The following is a 20,162-nucleotide window of genomic DNA, read 5'->3' on the forward strand; positions in this document are numbered from 1 at the left end:
GCGACTGTCACCCTATGATGATTGATAAAACCTTTGCTGGGAAAATTTGCGTAGTCACGGGCGCGGCCTCTGGCATTGGCCGCGCAGTTGCGCAGCGTTTGCATCAGGCAGGGGCCGTCCTCGCCCTTTGTGATATTGACGCGCAGGGCCTGACCGAGACACGGGCGATGCTCGGCGAGCCTGTCTCAAACCGCGTCATGACAGACTGTCTTGATTTGGCGGATGCGACTGCGATTGCTGCCTATGCCGATCATGTTGCCCAAACACTGGGGCCTGCGGATTATGTCTTTAATATCGCCGGTCTCGCGCGTGTCGGCACGTTTGATACCACCCCGTTATCATCGTTTGAGACGGTGATGAACGTCAATTTCTACGGCGTGGTTCGCATGTCCAAAGCCTTCCTCGGGCAGCTAAAACAAACGCGCGGCGGTTTGGTGAATGTGTCCTCTATTTTTGGGATTATTGGCTATCCGGGCCAAGCGCATTACTGCGCGTCCAAATTTGCCGTGCGCGGGTTTTCTGAAACGCTGGCCCAAGAACTCGACGGCACGGGGGTCTCGGTAAGCTGCGTGCATCCCGGCGGGGTGGCGACCAATATTGCGCGCAACGCCCAAATTGACGCTATGCCCGCCCACGGAAAATCCAAAGACGTTATGGACGCTGATTTTGACAAAGTCGCGATTACCAGCGCGGACAAAGCGGCGGATATTATTCTAACGGGCACCGCCAAGCGCAAACGCCGCATTATTGTAGGGGGTGACGCGAAGATGATACAACTGATTAGCCGCCTTTTCCCACAAAGCTACGCCCGCATTTTGCGCCGCCTTAATCCCGACAGCTATGAGGTGCTATAATGAACGCCGTATATACTGATGTTCTAATCATAGGCGCTGGCCTGTCAGGGATTGGTGCCGCCGTACATCTATCAAAAAACTGTCCCAATAAATCTTTTGCGATATTGGAACGCCGCGCGAATATGGGCGGGACGTGGGATTTGTTTAAATATCCGGGCATACGGTCTGATTCTGATATGCACACATTGGGCTATGATTTTAAACCCTGGACAGACGCCAAAGCCATTGCCGACGGCCCAGCAATTTTAAAATATATCAAAGAGACCGCGGCGGAGTATAATCTAACCGATCATATCGCTTATGAACATGTGGTCACACGCGCGGATTGGAATAGCGACACGGCGCGCTGGACGGTCACGGTCGATACACCAAGCGGGCCAGTTACGCGTCAGTGTCATGTGCTTTATATGTGTTCTGGTTATTACCGTTACGATCAAGGCTACCGCCCTGAATTTGCGGGCGAAGATGATTTTAATGGCCAGATTATTCATCCGCAGCACTGGCCAGAGGCATTGGATTATACGGGCAAAAAGATTGTCATTATTGGCTCTGGCGCGACGGCTGTGACACTCATGCCTAATTTGGCCAAAGACGCCGCCCATGTCACCATGTTGCAACGTAGCCCGACCTATATGGGCGTGATGCCGTCAACGGACCGTATTGCCAATGGCCTGCGTGCTGTTTTGCCGAGCGGTCTGGCCTATAAAATTACGCGCTGGAAAAACCTGACCATGGGACGCTGGGTCTACAATTGGATGCGCAATAAGCCTGAAAAAGCCAAAGCGTTTTTATTCAAAAAAATCAAAAAGGCACTGGGCAAAGACTATCCGCTGAGCCCGAATTTTACGCCCGACTATAACCCCTGGGATCAACGGCTATGCCTTGTGCCAGATAATGACATGTTTGACGCGATGGTGGCGGGCAAAGCCGATGTGGTCACAGATAACATCGAGCGTTTTACGCAAAGCGGTGTGGCTTTAAAATCAGGCGCGCATTTAGACGCCGATATTATCGTCACCGCGACAGGGCTAAATCTACAAATCCTCGGCGGGGCGGATTTTTATGTCGACGGCGCGCCCGTGGATTTCGGTCAGACCTATAGCTATGAAGGTATGATGTTCTCAGACGTGCCCAATATGGCGTCCGTCTTTGGCTATGTGAATGCGTCATGGACGCTACGCGCGGATCTTATTTCGCGCTACCTCTGCCGTGTCATAAATCATATGGACGCGACCCAGACCCAAGTCTTTACGCCTGTTGCACCAGACGGCATGGAAATGCACCCGTGGATGGACTTCTTTAAAGCGGGTTATTTGCAGCGTTCGCTCCATGCCCTGCCGAAACAAGGCGACCGCGAACCGTGGCTGAATTTACAAGACTATACGCGCGATAAAAAAGTGCTGCCGACAAAGCCTATAGATGACGGCGCTATGGTGTTCTCAAACCCCAAAGTAAAAGCAGAGGTCGAGGCCGCAGAGTAGAGCTATTTCGCTGTGCGGGCCTTGAAGGCGGCGAGTTGCGCCTCTGTCGCGGGCGGCTGATGGTTGTCTTTCCACTCACCATAGGGCATGCCGTAAATGCGTTCGCGCGCCGCGTCATCACTGACCGCGATGCCCGCGTCATCCGCAGATGATTTATACCATTTTGACAGGCAGTTGCGGCAGAAATTGCCGGTAATAATCAAGTCGATATTTTGCACATCTTTATTGTCGTCCAAATGGGCGAGCAGTCGCCGAAAGGTTGCCGCGTCCAGCGCGTCTTGCTCTGATTGGGTCAGGGGTGTCTTGGTTTTGGTCATGGTCCTGGCCTATCTTAATTTTCTAATGAACGGGCTTCTTCGACCAACATGATGGGCACACCTTCGCGAATGGGAAAGGCGAGCTTGGCTTTCTTGGAGACCAGTTCATTATGCACACGGTCATAGGTTATTGGCCCGCGTGTTTTCGGGCAGACTAAGGCGCCAATTAACTTGGGATCAATCACCGGGCCGTCAGTCGCGGCTTTGTTGGGCTTGTTTGTTTTATCCGTTTTAGATTTTGGCACAGTTGGTCCTGATATTAAAAAATGATTTAATTGGTACGCCCATCATTGTCGCCCGTTCCGTTACTGGCGTAAAGATGTAAAAGCCCCGTCAACAGCCGCCGCCGTTCATCACCAGGTTCAGCCTCTAGCAGGGACTGCTTATCGACGGGCTTAAACGGGCTAATCATCGATGTTTGATCAATTAATTGCGTTAGAGGAATATCGGCCAGACTGTCCCAATCCACATTGACGCCGAGTGTCTTGGCGAGCGCCTTCATCCCCACGGTCAAGGTCGCGCGTTCATTACCCTTGTTTAGGAACGCCTTGGGTACAGGCATCGGGTCGTGCAAATCGGCGTCACGATCAAAGGGAGTGAAATCGACCACGGCCTGACGATAAGGCGTTGGGGCTTTAGCGTCACGGATCACTTTAAACCGTTTTAGCCCTTTTAGGACAATCAGGTAACGCCCGTCCTCGGTTTCTGAAAACTGGGTGATACGACCCAAACCGCCGACACTGGCCAGACCGTTGCTCGCATTATCATCGGTTTGCACCATACCAATAAGGCGCTCTGATTTCAGTGCGTCATCAATCATGTTGAGGTAGCGCGGCTCAAAAATATTGAGCGGCAGTTCACAGGTCGGCAGCATCACCGTTCCGTTTAATGGGAAAATGGCGATTTGCTCAGGCTTTGTGCGGCGGGCCAGTGATTTATAATGTGCGCTCATATACAGCTTACGGATAAGGTGGCGTTAAAGACGCGCTTATGCAAATAAAATTGATGATAGGCGGCGGCGGCCATCAATGGACACGTCACTTTCTACGCCTTCGGCCTCAAAAATCGTCAATAGGAACTTGCGCGCAGCCTCGTCTTTATAAGCGCGGTTCTTGGCGATGGAATAAAGCAAGTGATCAACGGCATCTGCGTTACGGCCACTGGCCGCCATTGCTTTGGCCAAAGAAAGCCGCGCGTCCAAATCATCGGGATTTGCCTGGACCGCGGCGACTAACTCTGCGCTTTCATCAGGCTCAATGACTTCGGCGACAAGGGTCAATTTAGACCGCACGGCGGCTATTTCGGGGTGATCAACAATGGTCGCGGGCGCGCTGTTGATGAGTTCTGCTGCACCGTCTTCATTGCCGCTGTCATAATATATGCGCGCGAGACCCGCTAAAGCTTCTGCGCTTTCAGGGTTTAATTGCAATGCAGAGGCAAAATCCTGCGCTGCGCCGCCGGGGTCGCCAGCGGCTAGGCTGTCTTTGGCGCGCGCACAAAGGTCCGCCGCCTCTTCCACGGGGTCCGTTGCCCCGGTGAGGCGACCAACAAATTTCTTCAGCTCACTCTCTGGCTGCCCACCTGTAAAGCCGTCAACGGGTTGTCCGTCTTTAAAGGCAAAAACAGCGGGGATAGAGCGCACGCCAAGCTGCCCCGCAACGCCGGGGTTCTCGTCAATATTAATCTTAACAAGGCGCACTTTGCCGCCTTCCGCCAACACACTCCGCTCAAGCGCGGGCATTAGCTGCTTACACGGCCCGCACCACGGCGCCCAAAAATCAACCACGACAGGGACGTCCTTAGAGGCTTCAATCACATCCGCCATAAACCCCATATCAGAGCCATTTTTGACGATATCGGCTGTATCACCCGCTGCGTTCGTTAAGTCAGTCATAATATTCCGTTTCAAAATAGACGTTTCTAGGGTTTAGATGGTGTATTATGGGCCTCATGCAAGGCCTTAAAATCGATTGTTATTGGGGTGTGGCCTGTGTGGGCGGCGAAGGTCAGGAGGTCGCCTGCAGCAATGGCCGTTGTCGCGTCATTCTTTAGCGGATGAAAATTGACAATGTCATGCTCAAATAGGGCTTTATCCAGCACCAGTTGCACGTGGTTATCCCTATCATTGAGAATAGAGAAAAACGTCACAGAGCCTGGCGTCACCCCTAAATGCGTGAGCAGTAACTCTGGTTTACCAAAGGATAGCCGTTTGCAACCCAGCCTCTTATGCAGCTTATTAATCGGCACGACGGTATCCCCTAGCGCGCAGATAAGAAACAGCGCCCCTGTCTTGTCTTTCAAAAACAAGTTTTTGGTATGCCCGCCGGGCAGGGCCGCTTTGATATCCGCGCCTTCTTCAACGGTAAATATGGGGGCGTGGTCATGGGTGTTATGGGCAATGCCGAGCTGATCCAGCGTTCGGATTAATGCGGTGCGGTCGTTTGGGGGTGTCATCATGGGCTTTATCTTACTGAGTCGCTATGTATCTCACCTTAAACTGACTTATGCCGCGCGGTCACCTGCAATTATGGGGCTTTTGAGGGGGCTGAGAAAAGCTGCGCATAATGATAAAAAGCGTATTTTCTCGCTTGATTTGCATAAAGTTCTGCGCCATATAGCGCGCTCGCAGGCAACGCCTGCACTATGCGTCTTTGAGCGGGCGTAGCTCAGTGGTAGAGCACAACCTTGCCAAGGTTGGGGTCGTGAGTTCGAATCTCATCGCCCGCTCCATTTTTCTTTTATAGTTGCGATAGACCAGGCAATGTGGAAGATTTCGCATGGCAGACGCCCTTGTGCGCGGTTGAACATTTTCTGTGCAATTTTTATGTCTTACGCTGTCAAATTAACCATAGAACCGTCGTGCATGGCGTCTAAGGTGTTGTAATCATGCAAGAAATATATGTAATTATCTACAACTAAGTTAATAAAACACTTGCACTTCATGTGCGAGTGTGAAAAAAGACCCGCTAGTGGCGCGAGCATAATGTTTTATTCAGTCCGATTGGGACTAGAATTTTAATGTGCAGAAGATGGCTTCCGCTTGATAATAATTTTGACAGGCGTGGGGCTTGGGTCGAATGATGGTTAGTAGATTTACACAGCGTTTTCAGGCGTATTATCCGGTAATTAAGCGGGTGCAAGATATTCTTGTATCCGGAACTTTATTGCTCATGCTTACCCCTGTTCTGTTGGTCACGGCCTTGGCTGTGGCTTTGACGTCCAAGGGCCCTATTCTATTTTGGTCTGCCCGCACGGGTTACAAGGGCCAACCATTCATGATGCCCAAATTTCGCACAATGACGCAGGGCTCTAAGGTCATGCAGCGCGAAATTGCCACAGATAATGATATTAGCGTCACCAAAGTCGGTCACGTCCTGCGTAAATGTAGCTTGGATGAGCTGCCCCAGCTTTGGAGCGTGCTTAAAGGTGATATGAGCCTGATTGGCCCGCGGCCCCTGTTAGTGAATGACCAAGTCATTGAACAACGCGCAAAACATGCAGAAATTTTTGACGTGAAGCCCGGTATTACAGGGCTGGCTCAGGTCAATGGCCGTAACTTTATCACCATGCGCAACAAGGTTCGCTATGACGCGTTTTATGCAAACCGCGTCTGTATGCTACTGGATATGAAGATCGCGCTGCGGACGTTTGGTGCGGTGATTGATACAAAACTGGTGAAGTAGGGCTGACTGTTTCACGGCCCAATACTCTGCGTTTTTTAATCTTATAAGCCCACTTCAACCTAGACCCAGACAGCCCTGCCCGTTAAGGCGGGGCTTATTTGGTTTAGCGAAGCAATAGAGGCGATTATGCGGGTAGCAATGATAGGCACAGGCTATGTCGGTCTGGTCTCGGGTGTGTGTTTTGCCGACTTCGGTCATACAGTGGTCTGCGTGGATAAAGACGCCCGCAAGATTGATATGCTCAATCAAGGTCAAATCCCGATTTATGAGCCTGGGCTTGAAAGCTTGGTGGCCAAAAACGTATCCGAGAAGCGCTTATCTTTCACGCTTGATTTAGCGGAGGCTATGGCGGGCGCGGATGCGGTCTTTATCGCCGTCGGCACCCCATCGCGCCGCGGCGACGGTCACGCGGACTTAAGCTATATTTACGCGGCCGCCGAGGAAGTCGCTGGCCTGATGGACGGTTTTACGACCGTTGTCACAAAATCCACTGTGCCTGTGGGGACGGGCGACGAGATTGAGGCGATTATCAAAAAAGCGCGCCCCGATGCAGACTTCTGCGTGGTGTCTAACCCAGAGTTCCTGCGCGAAGGGGCGGCCATTGATGATTTCAAACGCCCCGACCGCGTTGTTGTTGGACTGAACGACCCGCGCGCAGAGACGGTGATGAAGCAGCTTTACCGCCCGCTTTATCTGAACGAGACGCCGATCCTCTTTACCAATCGGCGCACATCAGAATTGATTAAATATGCGGCTAATGCGTTTCTGGCGACCAAGATTACCTTCATTAATGAAATGGCGGATCTGTGTGAGAAGGTCGGGGCTAATGTACAAGAAGTTTCGCGCGGCATCGGGCTTGATGGTCGTATTGGCAAGAAGTTCCTTAATGCGGGGCCGGGCTACGGCGGGTCTTGCTTTCCCAAAGATACGTTGGCTGTAGTCAAAACCGCCCAAGACGTGGGCGCGCCGCTGCGGATTATCGAGGCTGTGGAGCAGGTCAATAAAGACCGCAAGAAATCTATGGCCCAGAAAGTCATTGCCGCCTGTGGTGGTTCGGTTGACGGCAAATCCATTGCCGTACTTGGTCTTGCGTTCAAACCCAACACAGATGACATGCGCGACGCGCCCAGCCTCGATATCATCCCAGCGCTACAAGCAGCGGGCGCTTCAATCACGGCCTTTGACCCCGAGTCCATGGGTGAAGCCAAGCATCATTTTAAAGACATAACCTATGCGGATGACAGCTATAGCTGCATAGACCGCGCTGATGCCGTGGTGATTATCACCGAGTGGGATCAGTTCCGCGCCCTTGATCTGACCCGTATGAAAGCCGCCCTCAAAGCCCCCATCATCATCGACCTGAGAAACATATATGCCCCAGAGGAAATGGCTGCAAAAGGCTTCCAATACACAAGCATCGGGCGACCATAATATCGATGTTACCGATAGTTTGTCTCTAAAGCGACTAAAACACTGTTTTTTAGGAACAAATACACATAAAAAACGTATTATATCGTGAAAGAACCGTTGTGAAAGATATCGCGCTGTGATATGTCTCGCAAAATTAGAAAAAGGATGTGGATCATGAAACTCACAAAAACACTAATGGCTGCACTTGCACTAACAGCATTTGCCGCTCCAATGACAGCGTCAGCACAAGTCGTTCCAGGCGACATCGTTGGCGAAGTTACAAATCTCGTGGGTGACACTGTCATCCTACGCAACGGCAACTTCTTGCAAGCGGCTAACGGCAGCGCAATCATGGCAAATGACGAAGTCTTTTCCCGTGACGGTTCTGCAACATTGTCAATGACTGGCTGTAACGGCAAGTTTAACCCATGCTCACAGTCTCTATCGTCTGGCATGAAAGTCATGGTCGGAACTGGCGACGTATGTGCAAACCTTGGTAACATGGTCCGCATCGGTGCACGTGACGCGGTCATGTCTGCGGGCACTCAAACTGTTTCTGCAAGCGGCGCATCTGCTGCTGGTGGCTCAGTTATGGGTTCAGCGGCTGGTTTACCTCTAGCAGCTATTGGCGCTGTTATCGGTGGCGGCGCATTGATTGCTATCCTAGCAAGCGACGACGACGATGATTCAGGCTCAAACTAAGCCTTAAAACATATTACAAGAAAAGCCGCTCTTCGTGAGCGGCTTTTTTTATGGGCGCTCTCTTTATATTCCCAGCTTTAGCGGTGTCTAAGTCTGGTTGTTCACTCGACTTTAATATCCCGTTCATTTTTTCGCGCATGCTTTCGCTCCCTGCTTGGGACACGGGGCTGTCTGTGCTAATGTGAGAAAAAACACGACGGGGATATCATGGTTCATATCACAAAACAGCAAGCCAATCGTTCACCTGCTGAATGGGGCTTTGATTTAGACGCTGTCCTAGCGAGCCAACGCAAGGCTTTTGACGGCGCGCCCTATCCTGATTGGGCAACGCGGAAGACCCAGTTGCAGACGCTCAGTGCCTTGATTGAACGCTATGCGGATGATTTTAAAGCCGCCATATCTGATGACTTTGGCAACCGCTCCTTTACCGAGACAACGCTGGCTGAGATTATGGTCATTAAGGGCGGCATTTCCCACGCCATTAAACATACGCCGAAATGGATGCGTCACCGCAAAGCGCCAACCGCGCTACAATTTTTACCAGCGTCTAACAGAATTGTGCCGCAACCGCGCGGGGTTGTCGGGATTATCAGCCCGTGGAATTATCCGCTTCAACTGGCCATCATGCCGCTCATAGGGGCGCTTGGTGCGGGCAACCGTGCCATGATAAAGACAAGTGAATATACGCCGAAGTTTTCTGCGTTGCTGAAGACCGTCTTGTCTGAAGGCTTCTCTGATGACCAAGTTTTTGTCGCGACGGGCGGCGTGGATGTTGCGAGCGCTTTTTCCAATTTGGCGTTTGATCATCTTATATTTACAGGCTCCACAAATGTTGGGCGCATTGTGGCGCAAGCCGCCGCCAAAAACCTTACGCCAGTGACCTTGGAATTGGGCGGAAAGTCCCCCACGATCATCGACCCAAGCGCAGATATGGACAAAGCTGTCGCGCGGATCACCAATGGTAAACTTATAAATGCGGGCCAGACCTGCGTTGCGCCTGATTATGTTTTGATGCCGCGTGACACGATCGACAGTTTTTCAGACGCTATGATAAAAAAGGCTGAGGAATTTTACCCGACATTCGCCGGAAATCCTGATTATACCTCTATCATCGCAGACAGCCATTATGCGCGGTTGCAAGACCTTCTTGAAGATGCCGAAAACAAAGGGGCCCGTATTCGCACAGCGGGTCATGACGACAAGCAGCAACTTGCCAAAGAACGCCGTGTTCCGCTAACGATTGTGACGCAAACGACGCCTGATATGAAAATCATGCAGGAAGAAATCTTTGGCCCGTTACTGCCGATTGTCGGATCCGAGAGCCTTGATCACGCGCTTGATTATATACGTGACCGCGACCGTCCACTTGCGCTTTATTGGTTTGGTGATGACAAAGCCAAAGAAAGCCGTGTGCTGCATGAGAGTATATCGGGCGGTGTATCGCTTAATGAAACCGCATGGCATGTCGTTCAAGAAGATATACCCTTTGGCGGTGTTGGTCCGTCTGGCATGGGCGCCTATCACGGCGAAGACGGCTTTCGTAGTTTTTCGCATTATAAGGGCGTCTTTAAGCAAAGCCGGTTTTCCCAGGGGCATAAATTGTTCCCCCCCTACGGTCCTAAAACAGAGAAAATGTTAGCCTTGATGAAGAAAATTATGTGATATTTTCCCCTCTGCGACTAAGCTCGAAGAGGGGAATTTTAATTGCAGACCCCCTCAATATGCGGATATTTGACGGCTTAATACTCTCTTTACCAAACTGTCCTCCCCCCTGTGCTCCGCGTGATAATGTGCCTATCCACGTCATTACAATTTGGGGGATATGTGACATCCATTACGCCGCTATCATCATGTTTCACGCCCACGCGGTATGTACCGCTGTCACAGGCGGTGGGCCAAATCTGCGCGGTTCCGATACTCTCTCATAATGGTCGTGAGCGTCTGGTTAAAGCGGGCAAAGTTTTCACGCTTGAAGCCGTATCACGAATTGCGACGGAGATAGGCTCGTGTGACGTCTGTATTTTGCGTGATAACACCGTCAGTCATTTTATTCTGCTGCACGACCCGCAGGCTTTATCAGACGGTGAGATTACAGATTACGCAGATTTATTTCGAGAGATTTTTAGTAACCCGCCCTATAATCAAATGGCCTTTGCGCCGCCGCGATGGGATATGCCCCTAGGTGCGACTGAAGTTTTATATGACCGCCAGGCGGAGAAAACTGATTATGTAGGCTTAGCGGATATTGATCGTCATGTTCTGCCGCAACATCTTCTTTCTTATATGGACCGGACGATAACGCGAGCGGTGATGGCCGACCGGTTCTCTGACCCTGGTTATTTGGCGTGTCTTTATGAATGCGGTAGCGGGCGCCTCTGTGGGTTTAGCTTTGCTCGCGTGGCGACACTATCGCGTATTTGGCAGACAGAAGAATGGTGTTGGCCATTAATACTGCGCGGTGATCGAAGCGTGAAATCAGATGGCGATAGCTTCTTTGCCAAGATGAAGCAGGCCTTTGGCATAAGCCCCGATGACCGCATTGTAAGCGTATCGGGTCAAGCCATTCATCCATCCGTTCGGGGACGGGCCGATTGGTTCGCGCAGTTAATGGCCGCCACCTGCTTTGGTTTCACGTCTGAACACGCGGCCTTGCCAGGGCTGACAGAGCTGTCCAAAACGGGGCCGTCGCGCCTGTTAAATACAGCGGTCGCTGTAAAGACCGTCACAGGGATTTTAGAAAACGGTAACCCGCTCGCCTATGTGCCTTTGGCCTCCCACAGCCTATGGCATTACGAAGGGCCAAAGACGCGATTACGGGATGCTATTCGTCGTCAAATCAAACAGGAACGCGCCAATGTTCACGCCACATAAAAATGACCATCCGCATGTCACCGTTCGCACCACCACCAAAGGCCGCGGCGTATTTGCGACCCGCCCTATTTCCAAGGGCAGCGTTATCGCAGAATTTGTTGGCGAGGTTTTTACATCCGATTACGCGTCGACATTGCCGGCCGTAATGGTTGACCATGCGATGCAAATTGGGCCACGCGACTATGTTCACGCCGCAGGACGCCTGGCTGAAATCTTAAACCATAGCTGCGACCCCAATTGCGGCGTTTCTGGCCTTACGCAGATTGTGACGCGTTATGATATCGCCGCGGGGACGGAGCTCTGTTGGGATTACGCCATGAGCGAGATGAGCGATTGGCGGATGTCAGCCTGCCAATGCGGCGCCGCGCAATGCCGCGAAACTGTTGGAAGCTTTGCAATATTGCCAGAGACAGCAAAGACGCAATATCTGCGCGAGGGTATAGTGTCCAACTGGATTAAGGACGCGGTTTCGCGCGGGTGAATATTGATTATCCCGTTGCCCCGCAAGGCGGCTCGATTTCATCCAGAATTTCAACGTCATCATGCTTTTCATTGTCATCCAAAGGGGTAGCGGGCAGATGCTTAATAACTTGCGTATGATCGCTTAGCATACGTAGGAACGCACATTCCGCTTCCATAGCGCGTAAGGACATGCGGCCCTTTGCGGCTCTGTCTGCATGGTCGGGGTTGCGGCGTTTCATAATGATGTCGCGCGTATTATAAAGATCGTCCTTCAATGTGCCTTGCCTTATGCCTAGATCATCAGATTGCTCTTTGAAGTTCTGATGAGGGGCATTGACAAATTTACGCAAATTTTGAAGTTGATGTTCGGTCAAGCTGTGCATCAAATCAAACCGTCGTTCGAGCTCCGTTTGATCCATTTGTTTTTGTCGAAACAGCCACGCCAAAGCAAAAGGAAAAGAGGCCAATTCTAATCGAGAGTGGTCAAAATGATGCCAGCTGTCATTGTTTGCATCGCCCAAATAATCAAAGGTGATAAAGGTGTTATGGTGTGCGGGAAATAAATACCCCACAGAAATTGCGCGGTGAATACCGTATTTCATGCAATGATTGACAAAAAACGGATGATCTTCAACTTTTACATCGGGGCAGACATAGGTGTAATTAAACGCGCGCCCTGGGTTCATATAGACGATAGGCGATAGCGGGTCTAAATGGGCATGCTGCATATAGCTGCCGACGATATCATCAGGCAGGTCAAGATTGATGCTTACAATACTCACTGGAATATTGTCTGGGTTCGTCTCAATCAGACTGGTAACCGCAAATTCATAGGTAAAACCGCTAAATATATTTTGCAGTACATCGCGCTGAAAGATTGAAAAAGCTTCATTACCCTTGTCTGATATTTCAATAGCCGCTGCCGTCCTTGCAATGGATTGCAATGAGTCTTTAGCATATAAATATTTAATCGCATTTCGGTGCGATAGAAGATTAACATCAACCATTGATGACCCCCAACTCCCTAAAATTTATGGGAAAACACTAGACGACACAAGCCAGAAGCTTAGATTTATACCCTGCAAAATGCGCTTTTCGCTTAAGAATGCTCTTAGGTCTTAGATGGTTGAAACGGCCCTGATACAGTCTCTTTATGCGGCTTATCGCGTTAATCAGCGACAATTGTCCCGAAAATATCTAACTGCGTGACATCGCCTTTACCCGATTGACGTGCAAAATTTTGCACTGGGCCTAGCTGTGTGGCTTTGTCGCCGATAATCAAATATGTCATCTGACTTTCATCCAGATAAGTCGCGGCGAGCGCTTTGAAATCAGATGTTGGCATATTGAGTAGCGCCTTCTGCTCAAGCTCGACATAGTTCATTGCCTTATCATAGGCACTAATATCACGCAGCGTTCCCAATTTCGCGCCAAGGCTTTCAAAGGCCCGTGTTTTTTCTTTGACCAGCTTTTGCTGCACCATCTGTTTATCTGCATCCGTAAAACTAGGGCCGTAATCACGCAGCATGTCGCGAATAACATCGAGTGATGCCTCTGTCGCATTGGCCCGAACAGAGGACCGGATTTGAAAGGGTTGCGGCTGTGTCCCAGAGCTCACCCATGAATAGGCCCCGTAAGTATAGCCTTTTTCAATCCGCAGCACTTGCGCAAGGTCGCCGCTTATCCCGCCGCCGAGTTTTTCATTAGTGATATCAAGGCGCACGGCATCGGGATGCGTTGTAGGAACCGTCAAGCGTCCAATCATCAATACACTTTGTTTGCTGTCTGGAATATCGACGAAGAAGACTTTGCCCGTATTCTCTTGCGCAGGAACAGCGTCAATGCTCAACGGTTGCGCGTCCATGCTAAAGTGCTTGGCAACACTTTTAAAGGCGGCCACCGCACGGGATTGGGCGATGTCGCCTGTGATATGAAACTGTGGTTTTGCGGATAGAACGGCCGTATGGGCCGCGCGCATATCATCCAGTGTCAAGGCCGATACGCTGTCGACTGTGCCTGCAACGCCGCGCCCCATGGGATGTTCGGGGGAATATATTAACTGGCTAAAAACCTGACTGGCCACAGCATTGGGATTGGCTTCTTGCCCTTTAAGGCGGGTCATGGCCGCTGATTTCACACGGTCAAAATCCGCTGTTTCAAATCGCGGCTTGCTGATTATATCATTGATAATATCGACGGTGGGTTCAAAATTACGGGCCAGCGTCGTTGCGCTAATACGGGTGGTTTCCCGCCCGCTCGACACGGATATTGATGACCCTAACAGGCCAATGGCTTGCTCAATCTCGGCCGCGGATTTATCCTGCGTACCTTCATTCATCAGGCGTGCCAAAAGGCTCAGCCGCCCACTATTATCTGCGCTTTCTGTTAACGCTCCACCGGGGATCGTGATGTCAAAGCTGACCAAAGGAATTTCGCTATTTTCAATGCCCAAAATGCGCGCGCCACTGGGGAGTGTCGTGTCCCAAATGTCGGGCATTTTAATTAAGGGCAGTTCACCAAAGGGGGGCTCCGATCGATCAAATTTCGTTGGCGTTTTTTCAAAATCTGCCAAATCGCCAGCGCTGACCTTTTCGCTCTCCGCGCCGTCTTTCACCTCCTCAATCCAGACGCTGGCCAGCGATGAGCCCGTGAGCGAAAGACCGCTTTGTCCTTTGGGAACAAAGCTAGTGATGACGGCGGGCTTGTCCTTAATATAGCGTGTGTAAACGGACGTGATATCATCGGCCGTAAGCGCTTGAATGGCTTTGGCCTCGACCTCGACATAGGCAGGGTCACCCGCAAATTCATTGGACGATGCCAATTCGCGGCCCTTACCCAACACGGTTGAAATGCCTGCATAAAGTTGCGTTTCCTGCTCGGCCTTAATGCGCTTTAGGTCTTGAGCCGACACGCCATTGGCCTCAAATTCCGCAAGTGCCTTGTTAATCGAGGCGTAAACATCATCGAGATCTGTGCCTGCATTGCCGCGTACACGTACAACAAATTCGCCCGCAATTTCCATGGCATTATTATAGGCACTTACAGTTGGGGCGAGCTTATCCGCCTCGACCACATTTTTAAACAAAACCGAATTTTTACTGCCAGCAATAATTTGCCCTAAGACGCGCAAGGCAATCGCGTCAGGGTGATAGCCCTCCACAGTCGGAAATGTCAGGCGCAGCTCTGGTAAGGTGGCGAAATTATCTTCAAAATAAAGCGCTTTATCTGCGTCTAATGTAACGGGCATAGGGGCCAAGGGATCTATGTCTTGGCCGCGCGGAATTTCGCCGAACCACTGCTCGACCTTGCGCTTTGTCTCCGCGATATCAATGTCGCCAACAATTGATAGCGTGGCATTATTAGGGCCGTAAAATTCGCTGTGAAACTCTTTTAAATCATCCAAGGTCGCGGCTTGTAAATCGGGGAGGGAACCAATGACCGTCCAGCTATAGGGGTGTCCTTCTGGATAAAGGGCGGTGCGGATAACCTCGCCCGTATAGCCGTAGGGCGCATTATCAACGCGTTGCCGTTTTTCATTTTTGACAACTTGCTTTTCACGGTCAAGGGCAGCCTGGGTGACCGTATTAATCATGTACCCCAATCGGTCACTATCAATCCAAAGTATCTTGTCAAAGGCGTCTTTGGGCACAACTTCGTAATAAATCGTGCCGTCACTCCATGTGCCGCCGTTTCGCGTACCGCCCCATTCTGGAATGGCTTTGCGGTTCCAACCGCGCGGCACATTTTCACTATCGTTAAAGGCCATATGCTCAAAGAAATGAGCAAAACCCGTGCGCCCTGGACGCTCTCTATTACTGCCCGCGTGAATGACTGTTGTCACCGCCACAATCGGGTCAGAGCGGTCAACATGCAGCACGACCTCCAGCCCGTTATCAAGGGTAAACTTTTCATAAGGGAGGGTAAAACTGCTTTGCGCTTGCGCAGAAGGCGCTGTATCACGGCCCTGTTTAGGACTATCTACAGAACAGGCGACCAAAGCCAAGGCCGCAACACTGGCGCATAAAATTGATTTTAACATCTAAAACTCCCCATCATGACGGACTCAATCTATAGGGCCCCATAACGCAGATGTCATCTTCTATGCGGGAGCCGACATTAAGCGGCATATCCCCTGAGTAGAAAAGACATCTTTCCCAAATATTCAGCGCACCCGCCCCTTTAACAGAGAAGGCCTAGTCCAGTCAGGGTGAGAGATATGTCTTAGACGCCAACTTATAAACGAAATCAAAAGCGCCTTACTCGCACTTTGTTTGGGTGATAAGGGCCTGTGTGATGCCTACATCTGTGCCGTAGTCCACGATTTCACCCCAGCGTTTTTCGGAATAGGCCCAAAGCTCTTTTGCTTGTGCGAGATGATTGCAAATAAGCGGTCGTTTATTACCGCCCAAAAGGTGTTGCTCTAACACATAGATATAGGCTTTTTCATTGTGGGTTATAGCGTCCTCAAGATAGGCGTTGCGATAGTCAGGATCGCCGTCCTTGAACGCATCAATCATGGCTTTGGCTTTGTCATTAAACTCATGGGCCTTTTCAAAATCAAAAAAGAGGCGTCCTTGTAAATAGCTGTGAAGCTTCAAATTATAATAGCGCGCTTCAATATGCGTGAATGTGTCTGCCTCATAGGGTGCGATTTGGGCGAGGATTTTATCGCCTCGATCAAGTAGTTCAATGATACGTTTGGCTGTGGCTTCATCTTGAGCTGTCGTTGGCTCGTGACTCAATCGAGTCTGTAATTCTGCGGGACTATAAGGCGCACCGTCTTTCGCGAGTTTTTCAACCATGTCCTCAAAGGTGGGGCTCCAATCTTTGTCCACCAGCGACATTAAGATATAGACTTCTGCGCTCCAGATATATTGGTATATGTGACTTGTGTTTGTCGGCTCCGCTAGCAAAAGACCCTCAATTAATTCCAAGGATCGCTCTGTATCTTTGAGGGCCTGTTGAAATCCGTCTTTTTGTTCAAGCGGCCAACTCGTGCCAAAACCTGCATATTCTTGAAAGGGGCCATAGGCAATATTTCTAAGAAAGCTTGCATATTGTGGTATGCTATCTTTGTCGTCGGGATATTCAGCGAGGAGCGCTTCAAAGTCTTCACGAATCTTGGAGATAAGCTCTTTATTGTTTTGAAAGTCGCCAGCGACGCTAAAAAATAATGTTAGTAATCTCGCGCGCGCATGACCGTACTTAACGTCAGCGCTATCGACTTTACTTTTTAACGCTTCAAAACGCGCAATTGAACTGTTTAAGAGTGCCGTGCCTGCCTTGAGATCACCCTGATGATACATAAGGGCATAAGCATAGCTATATTCAGTTTCGGCAAGAGCGAGTTGCAAGTCAATGTTTTCAGAGTTGGACGCACCCAAGGTTCTCAGCGTTTTAAGGCTCTCTTTGAAATGATAAAACCCGGTTTCAGTATCGCCAATATTTGCGCCGCCCGCCACGGTCAAAATTTCGCCAAGCTGCGCATGACCCATAGCATAATCAAATAAAACGGCGGGGTCATTATTGGCCGCTTTGGATAGGACGTCCAAATATTTAGCAGACACTGCAGTCACTTGTCTTTGCACAGGAAGCGTGCCCGGAATTGTGCGGAGGCTTTCAGGTAATTCGTCGAGCAAGAAAGTTGTCATCTCCCGTGTTTCAGACAACCGCTCTGCGGCAAACATATTGGCGGTCTGCGCGCGGTTGTGATTAACATACCCAACCAAAGCGGCAATTACGGCGAGGGCTGTTAGCCCGGTTGCGATTTTTTGCCGTCTAACAAATTTCCCAAATTTATATAAAGGCCCGCCCGCATAAGCTGTTACGGGGCGATTGGACTGCACAGCTATAATATCTTGCATCAACGCATCGACGGTGGCGTATCGATCGATAGGCTCTGTCTGCGTCGCTTTCTTGATAATAGCAAACACATCAGCAGAAGTATTCGCGTCTTCCAATAAGGCGTCTAGCAACTTACCTAAGGAATAAATATCCGAGAGCGTATTGGGTGAGGCCCCTTTGGAACGTTCTGGCGCAGCGAAGCCAGGCGTTAGCGTTAATCCGTCGAGTGAATGAATAGATTGGGACGTTGAGACCGAAGAGATTGGGATATCTAAATTTTCATGGGCAATTGGCTTTGCAATACCAAAGTCAATAAATTTGACATTACCGTCTTGGGTAACAAGGACATTATTTGGCGTGATATCGCGGTGGATAATAAGATTTTGATGGGCATATTTGACAGGGCCGCAGGCCTGTAAAAATAAGGCTAACCGCGCAGACGGGCTTAAATTTTGCGCATCTGCCCAGTCAGTAATCGGTGCGCCGTCAATCAGTTCCATGATAAAATAAGGCGTGTCATCAGACAGGGTTCCTCCGGCAAAGAGGCGCGCAATATTGGGATGTGTCATATCAGCGAGTATTTGGCGCTCTCGCATGAAGCGCGCGATGAGGGCATCAGAGGCCGCACCCCGCCGTATCACTTTGACGGCGACGTCATGGGTAAAATCACCATGCCGTCTTTTGGCGCGGTACACTGCGCCCATACCGCCTTTTCCAATTAAGGCGGTAATTTCATAGTCTCCGATTTGCGTGCCGTTCAAATCGGCCTCATCCTCATCAAAGACGGCCCGTCCTGTTAAGATTGGCGCGTTTTCTTTCAAATCAAGCCGTAACAGGCTGATGGTTTTTTGCACTAACGCGCTATCGCCGCGCGATTCTTTAGCAATGAACGCTTCTCTTTCAAGCTTGGGCCGCTTCAAAGCGCGCTCAAATAGAATCAGGGCCTTCGCGTCGAGTTCATTGTCAAATCGACCCTTGCTTTTATCTGTCATGATGGCCCCGTCCCGCCCATACGCTTGATGCGGTAAGTATTGAATATACAGCTTTATTAAGACAGGCGCAATTCTTGGGCCTATCGGGTCAAAACGCTTGAAAAATAAATTGTTTTACGCGGCGACGTGTAGCGCCTATTCTTGGGTCAAAGGGGCTGCATATGGACGAATTGAAGACGGACGATCCTGACGAAATTACGGGTTTATTAAAAGCGTGGCGGGACGGGTCTCTGTCGGCAAGAGATGAATTATTTACACGCCTTTATCACGAGCTTCGTCTTTTGTCGGCCGCCTTGTTGCGCGGTGAAGGGCGCATTTCCCTTTCTACAGGCGATTTAGTCAATGATGCCGCGTCGCGGCTTATTCGGCTTGATAATATAGATTGGCAGGACAAAGCGCATTTTATGGCCTTATCGGCGCGTATGATGCGGCGTGTTTTGGTCGATCATGCCCGCAAGAAAAATGCGCATAAGCGTGAACATAAAAAGGTGACGTTAATCACACATCTTGTTGGCGGAACACCTGAGACGATTAACATCCAAAGGCTTGAACACGCTTTGCTTAGGCTCCAAGTGATTGACCCTGTGCGGGCTGAAATTGTCGAAATGCGTTATTACGGCGGATTGTCTCTGGAAGAGATTGGGGTTGTTGTCGGCATGTCGCCGTCGACAATTAAGCGCAATTGGCGCGCGTCAAAAGCGTGGCTTTTAGGGGCGATGGAAGACTTAGATATATCGCCTTAATAAGATTTATCGTGAAATATAAATTGCGGCGGCTTACCCTCTGCCAAGGCAACGGCGGATAAGGGGCCCCCGTAACAGGCACCCGTATCAATATTAATACGCCGTCCATCTTTGGAAATGTCAGGATAATCGGTTAAAGTCGGCGTATGTCCATGCACGACTCTGACTTTTTCAAGGGCAGGATTTGTCCAGTTTTCGCTTTCAAAAAACTCTGAGGACCGTGTCCACATATGTGTCGCGGTGTCGCAAGCGGGATAGCTTTGTGGGTCAATGCCCGCATGAACAAAAACAAGACCGCGCCCTTGGTCGCAATAGAGTGTCGGGCAGCTTTCAAACCAAGCAATATGAGATTTCATTAATTGCTGCTGACCTTTGTCTACATAACTTTCCAATGTTTGCTGACCGCCGTTCACCAGCCAGTGTTGCTCGCTTCTTACGCTCTGCCCGCCCATGGCGCCCGCCATTAACACCTCATGATTACCTCTTAAATTAATTGTGCTGAATGTCTCATTGTCTGACAGGTCTTGGACAAAATCAATGACACCGCAACTGTCTGGCCCGCGGTCAACATAATCACCTAGATGGATGCGCGTGTGAGGTCGGTTCACGTAATTTTTTTCATGGAAAGCAGAGATGTTGTCATGAAGCGCCCGTAGTTTTGAAAGCTCCCCATGGATGTCCCCAATGGCGTAATAGACTGTTTTCTTCATGTCTTATGTCCCTTGGAAATTACGCGAACAATTATCTCATTTTATATAGGCGTCACAGCAAGCCGTTTAAGACCAGATTAATAAAATGTAAAT

General features: G+C 50.2%; 18 protein-coding genes and 1 tRNA gene. 10 read left to right on the top strand and 9 right to left on the bottom strand.

Annotated features, from left to right (window positions below; translation table 11 throughout):
* Window positions 1-14 precede the first annotated feature (14 nt).
* The gene (locus AB6B37_RS14950; protein ID WP_371396650.1) at window positions 15-854 is read left to right on the top strand and encodes an SDR family NAD(P)-dependent oxidoreductase; all 840 of its coding nucleotides are present in this window, start codon (window positions 15-17) and stop codon (window positions 852-854) included.
* Window positions 854-2,335: a flavin-containing monooxygenase gene (locus AB6B37_RS14955; RefSeq protein ID WP_371396651.1), complete on the top strand. Its 1,482-nt coding sequence runs from the start codon at window positions 854-856 to the stop codon at window positions 2,333-2,335. Before AB6B37_RS14950 ends, AB6B37_RS14955 begins: the two co-directional genes overlap by 1 nt.
* Before the next feature lie 2 nt (window positions 2,336-2,337).
* Here the strand turns inward: AB6B37_RS14955 and AB6B37_RS14960 are convergent, their stop codons facing one another.
* From AB6B37_RS14960 to AB6B37_RS14980, 5 genes are all read right to left on the bottom strand, one after another.
* Entirely contained in the window at window positions 2,338-2,652 is a 315-nt protein-coding gene (locus AB6B37_RS14960; protein WP_371396652.1) for a DUF1244 domain-containing protein, read from the bottom strand.
* Window positions 2,653-2,666: 14 nt separating this feature from the next.
* Entirely contained in the window at window positions 2,667-2,837 is a 171-nt protein-coding gene (locus AB6B37_RS14965) for a Trm112 family protein (protein WP_371398468.1), read from the bottom strand.
* Between the two features lie 86 nt (window positions 2,838-2,923).
* Entirely contained in the window at window positions 2,924-3,604 is a 681-nt protein-coding gene (locus tag AB6B37_RS14970; RefSeq protein ID WP_371396653.1) for an LON peptidase substrate-binding domain-containing protein, read from the bottom strand.
* Window positions 3,605-3,640: 36 nt separating this feature from the next.
* Window positions 3,641-4,546, bottom strand: coding sequence for a tetratricopeptide repeat protein (locus AB6B37_RS14975; protein ID WP_371396654.1), 906 nt, complete (start codon window positions 4,544-4,546; stop codon window positions 3,641-3,643).
* Between the two features lie 26 nt (window positions 4,547-4,572).
* Entirely contained in the window at window positions 4,573-5,109 is a 537-nt protein-coding gene (locus tag AB6B37_RS14980; RefSeq protein WP_371396655.1) for a prolyl-tRNA synthetase associated domain-containing protein, read from the bottom strand.
* 198 nt (window positions 5,110-5,307) lie between these two features.
* Between AB6B37_RS14980 and AB6B37_RS14985 the strand changes: the two genes are divergently transcribed.
* From AB6B37_RS14985 to AB6B37_RS15015, 7 genes are all read left to right on the top strand, one after another.
* Window positions 5,308-5,382, top strand: a tRNA-Gly gene (locus AB6B37_RS14985).
* Between the two features lie 350 nt (window positions 5,383-5,732).
* Window positions 5,733-6,335: a sugar transferase gene (locus tag AB6B37_RS14990; protein WP_371398469.1), complete on the top strand. Its 603-nt coding sequence runs from the start codon at window positions 5,733-5,735 to the stop codon at window positions 6,333-6,335.
* 126 nt (window positions 6,336-6,461) lie between these two features.
* Window positions 6,462-7,766, top strand: a complete 1,305-nt coding sequence (locus tag AB6B37_RS14995; protein WP_371396656.1) for a UDP-glucose/GDP-mannose dehydrogenase family protein — start codon at window positions 6,462-6,464, stop codon at window positions 7,764-7,766.
* A 174-nt stretch (window positions 7,767-7,940) separates the two neighbouring features.
* Window positions 7,941-8,447: a hypothetical protein gene (locus AB6B37_RS15000; protein ID WP_371396657.1), complete on the top strand. Its 507-nt coding sequence runs from the start codon at window positions 7,941-7,943 to the stop codon at window positions 8,445-8,447.
* A 207-nt stretch (window positions 8,448-8,654) separates the two neighbouring features.
* The gene (locus AB6B37_RS15005; RefSeq protein ID WP_371396658.1) at window positions 8,655-10,109 is read left to right on the top strand and encodes a coniferyl aldehyde dehydrogenase; all 1,455 of its coding nucleotides are present in this window, start codon (window positions 8,655-8,657) and stop codon (window positions 10,107-10,109) included.
* A 162-nt stretch (window positions 10,110-10,271) separates the two neighbouring features.
* On the top strand, window positions 10,272-11,318 hold the full coding sequence (locus AB6B37_RS15010) for a hypothetical protein (RefSeq protein WP_371396659.1): 1,047 nt from the start codon (window positions 10,272-10,274) through the stop codon (window positions 11,316-11,318).
* Complete coding sequence (locus AB6B37_RS15015; protein WP_371396660.1) at window positions 11,302-11,799, top strand: SET domain-containing protein; 498 nt, start codon at window positions 11,302-11,304, stop codon at window positions 11,797-11,799. The genes AB6B37_RS15010 and AB6B37_RS15015 overlap by 17 nt, the downstream gene beginning before the upstream one ends.
* A 7-nt stretch (window positions 11,800-11,806) precedes the next feature.
* Here AB6B37_RS15015 and AB6B37_RS15020 read toward each other — a convergent pair whose 3' ends face one another.
* From AB6B37_RS15020 to AB6B37_RS15030, 3 genes are all read right to left on the bottom strand, one after another.
* The gene (locus AB6B37_RS15020; RefSeq protein ID WP_371396661.1) at window positions 11,807-12,787 is read right to left on the bottom strand and encodes a hypothetical protein; all 981 of its coding nucleotides are present in this window, start codon (window positions 12,785-12,787) and stop codon (window positions 11,807-11,809) included.
* A gap of 161 nt (window positions 12,788-12,948) precedes the next feature.
* On the bottom strand, window positions 12,949-15,819 hold the full coding sequence (locus AB6B37_RS15025) for a M16 family metallopeptidase (RefSeq protein ID WP_371396662.1): 2,871 nt from the start codon (window positions 15,817-15,819) through the stop codon (window positions 12,949-12,951).
* A gap of 217 nt (window positions 15,820-16,036) precedes the next feature.
* Window positions 16,037-18,616 carry a serine/threonine protein kinase gene (locus AB6B37_RS15030; RefSeq protein ID WP_371396663.1) on the bottom strand — a complete coding sequence of 860 codons (2,580 nt, stop codon included), beginning with the start codon at window positions 18,614-18,616 and terminating at the stop codon, window positions 16,037-16,039.
* Between the two features lie 161 nt (window positions 18,617-18,777).
* On the opposite strand from AB6B37_RS15030, the gene AB6B37_RS15035 reads away from it, so the two are divergent.
* Window positions 18,778-19,359 carry an ECF-type sigma factor gene (locus tag AB6B37_RS15035; protein WP_371396664.1) on the top strand — a complete coding sequence of 194 codons (582 nt, stop codon included), beginning with the start codon at window positions 18,778-18,780 and terminating at the stop codon, window positions 19,357-19,359.
* On the opposite strand, the gene AB6B37_RS15040 is transcribed toward AB6B37_RS15035, so the two are convergent.
* Window positions 19,356-20,069 carry a metallophosphoesterase family protein gene (locus tag AB6B37_RS15040; RefSeq protein WP_371396665.1) on the bottom strand — a complete coding sequence of 238 codons (714 nt, stop codon included), beginning with the start codon at window positions 20,067-20,069 and terminating at the stop codon, window positions 19,356-19,358. The two genes, AB6B37_RS15035 and AB6B37_RS15040, sit on opposite strands and share 4 nt — an antisense overlap.
* Window positions 20,070-20,162: the final 93 nt, after the last annotated feature.

The sequence above is a fragment of the Fretibacter rubidus genome (assembly GCF_041429785.1).
GTDB lineage: Bacteria > Pseudomonadota > Alphaproteobacteria > Caulobacterales > Maricaulaceae > Fretibacter > Fretibacter rubidus.

What these genes read in the sequence shown, in the direction of transcription:
- AB6B37_RS15035 (WP_371396664.1), top strand. Translation starts at nt 18,778, where the DNA reads ATGGACGAATTGAAGACGGACGATCCTGACGAAATTACGGGTTTATTA.
- AB6B37_RS14960 (WP_371396652.1), bottom strand. Translation starts at nt 2,652, where the DNA reads ATGACCAAAACCAAGACACCCCTGACCCAATCAGAGCAAGACGCGCTG.
- AB6B37_RS14975 (WP_371396654.1), bottom strand. Translation starts at nt 4,546, where the DNA reads ATGACTGACTTAACGAACGCAGCGGGTGATACAGCCGATATCGTCAAA.
- AB6B37_RS15040 (WP_371396665.1), bottom strand. Translation starts at nt 20,069, where the DNA reads ATGAAGAAAACAGTCTATTACGCCATTGGGGACATCCATGGGGAGCTT.
- AB6B37_RS14990 (WP_371398469.1), top strand. Translation starts at nt 5,733, where the DNA reads ATGGTTAGTAGATTTACACAGCGTTTTCAGGCGTATTATCCGGTAATT.
- AB6B37_RS15015 (WP_371396660.1), top strand. Translation starts at nt 11,302, where the DNA reads ATGTTCACGCCACATAAAAATGACCATCCGCATGTCACCGTTCGCACC.
- AB6B37_RS14970 (WP_371396653.1), bottom strand. Translation starts at nt 3,604, where the DNA reads ATGAGCGCACATTATAAATCACTGGCCCGCCGCACAAAGCCTGAGCAA.
- AB6B37_RS15000 (WP_371396657.1), top strand. Translation starts at nt 7,941, where the DNA reads ATGGCTGCACTTGCACTAACAGCATTTGCCGCTCCAATGACAGCGTCA.
- AB6B37_RS15020 (WP_371396661.1), bottom strand. Translation starts at nt 12,787, where the DNA reads ATGGTTGATGTTAATCTTCTATCGCACCGAAATGCGATTAAATATTTA.
- AB6B37_RS15005 (WP_371396658.1), top strand. Translation starts at nt 8,655, where the DNA reads ATGGTTCATATCACAAAACAGCAAGCCAATCGTTCACCTGCTGAATGG.
- AB6B37_RS14950 (WP_371396650.1), top strand. Translation starts at nt 15, where the DNA reads ATGATGATTGATAAAACCTTTGCTGGGAAAATTTGCGTAGTCACGGGC.
- AB6B37_RS14955 (WP_371396651.1), top strand. Translation starts at nt 854, where the DNA reads ATGAACGCCGTATATACTGATGTTCTAATCATAGGCGCTGGCCTGTCA.
- AB6B37_RS15030 (WP_371396663.1), bottom strand. Translation starts at nt 18,616, where the DNA reads ATGACAGATAAAAGCAAGGGTCGATTTGACAATGAACTCGACGCGAAG.
- AB6B37_RS14980 (WP_371396655.1), bottom strand. Translation starts at nt 5,109, where the DNA reads ATGATGACACCCCCAAACGACCGCACCGCATTAATCCGAACGCTGGAT.
- AB6B37_RS14995 (WP_371396656.1), top strand. Translation starts at nt 6,462, where the DNA reads ATGCGGGTAGCAATGATAGGCACAGGCTATGTCGGTCTGGTCTCGGGT.
- AB6B37_RS15025 (WP_371396662.1), bottom strand. Translation starts at nt 15,819, where the DNA reads ATGTTAAAATCAATTTTATGCGCCAGTGTTGCGGCCTTGGCTTTGGTC.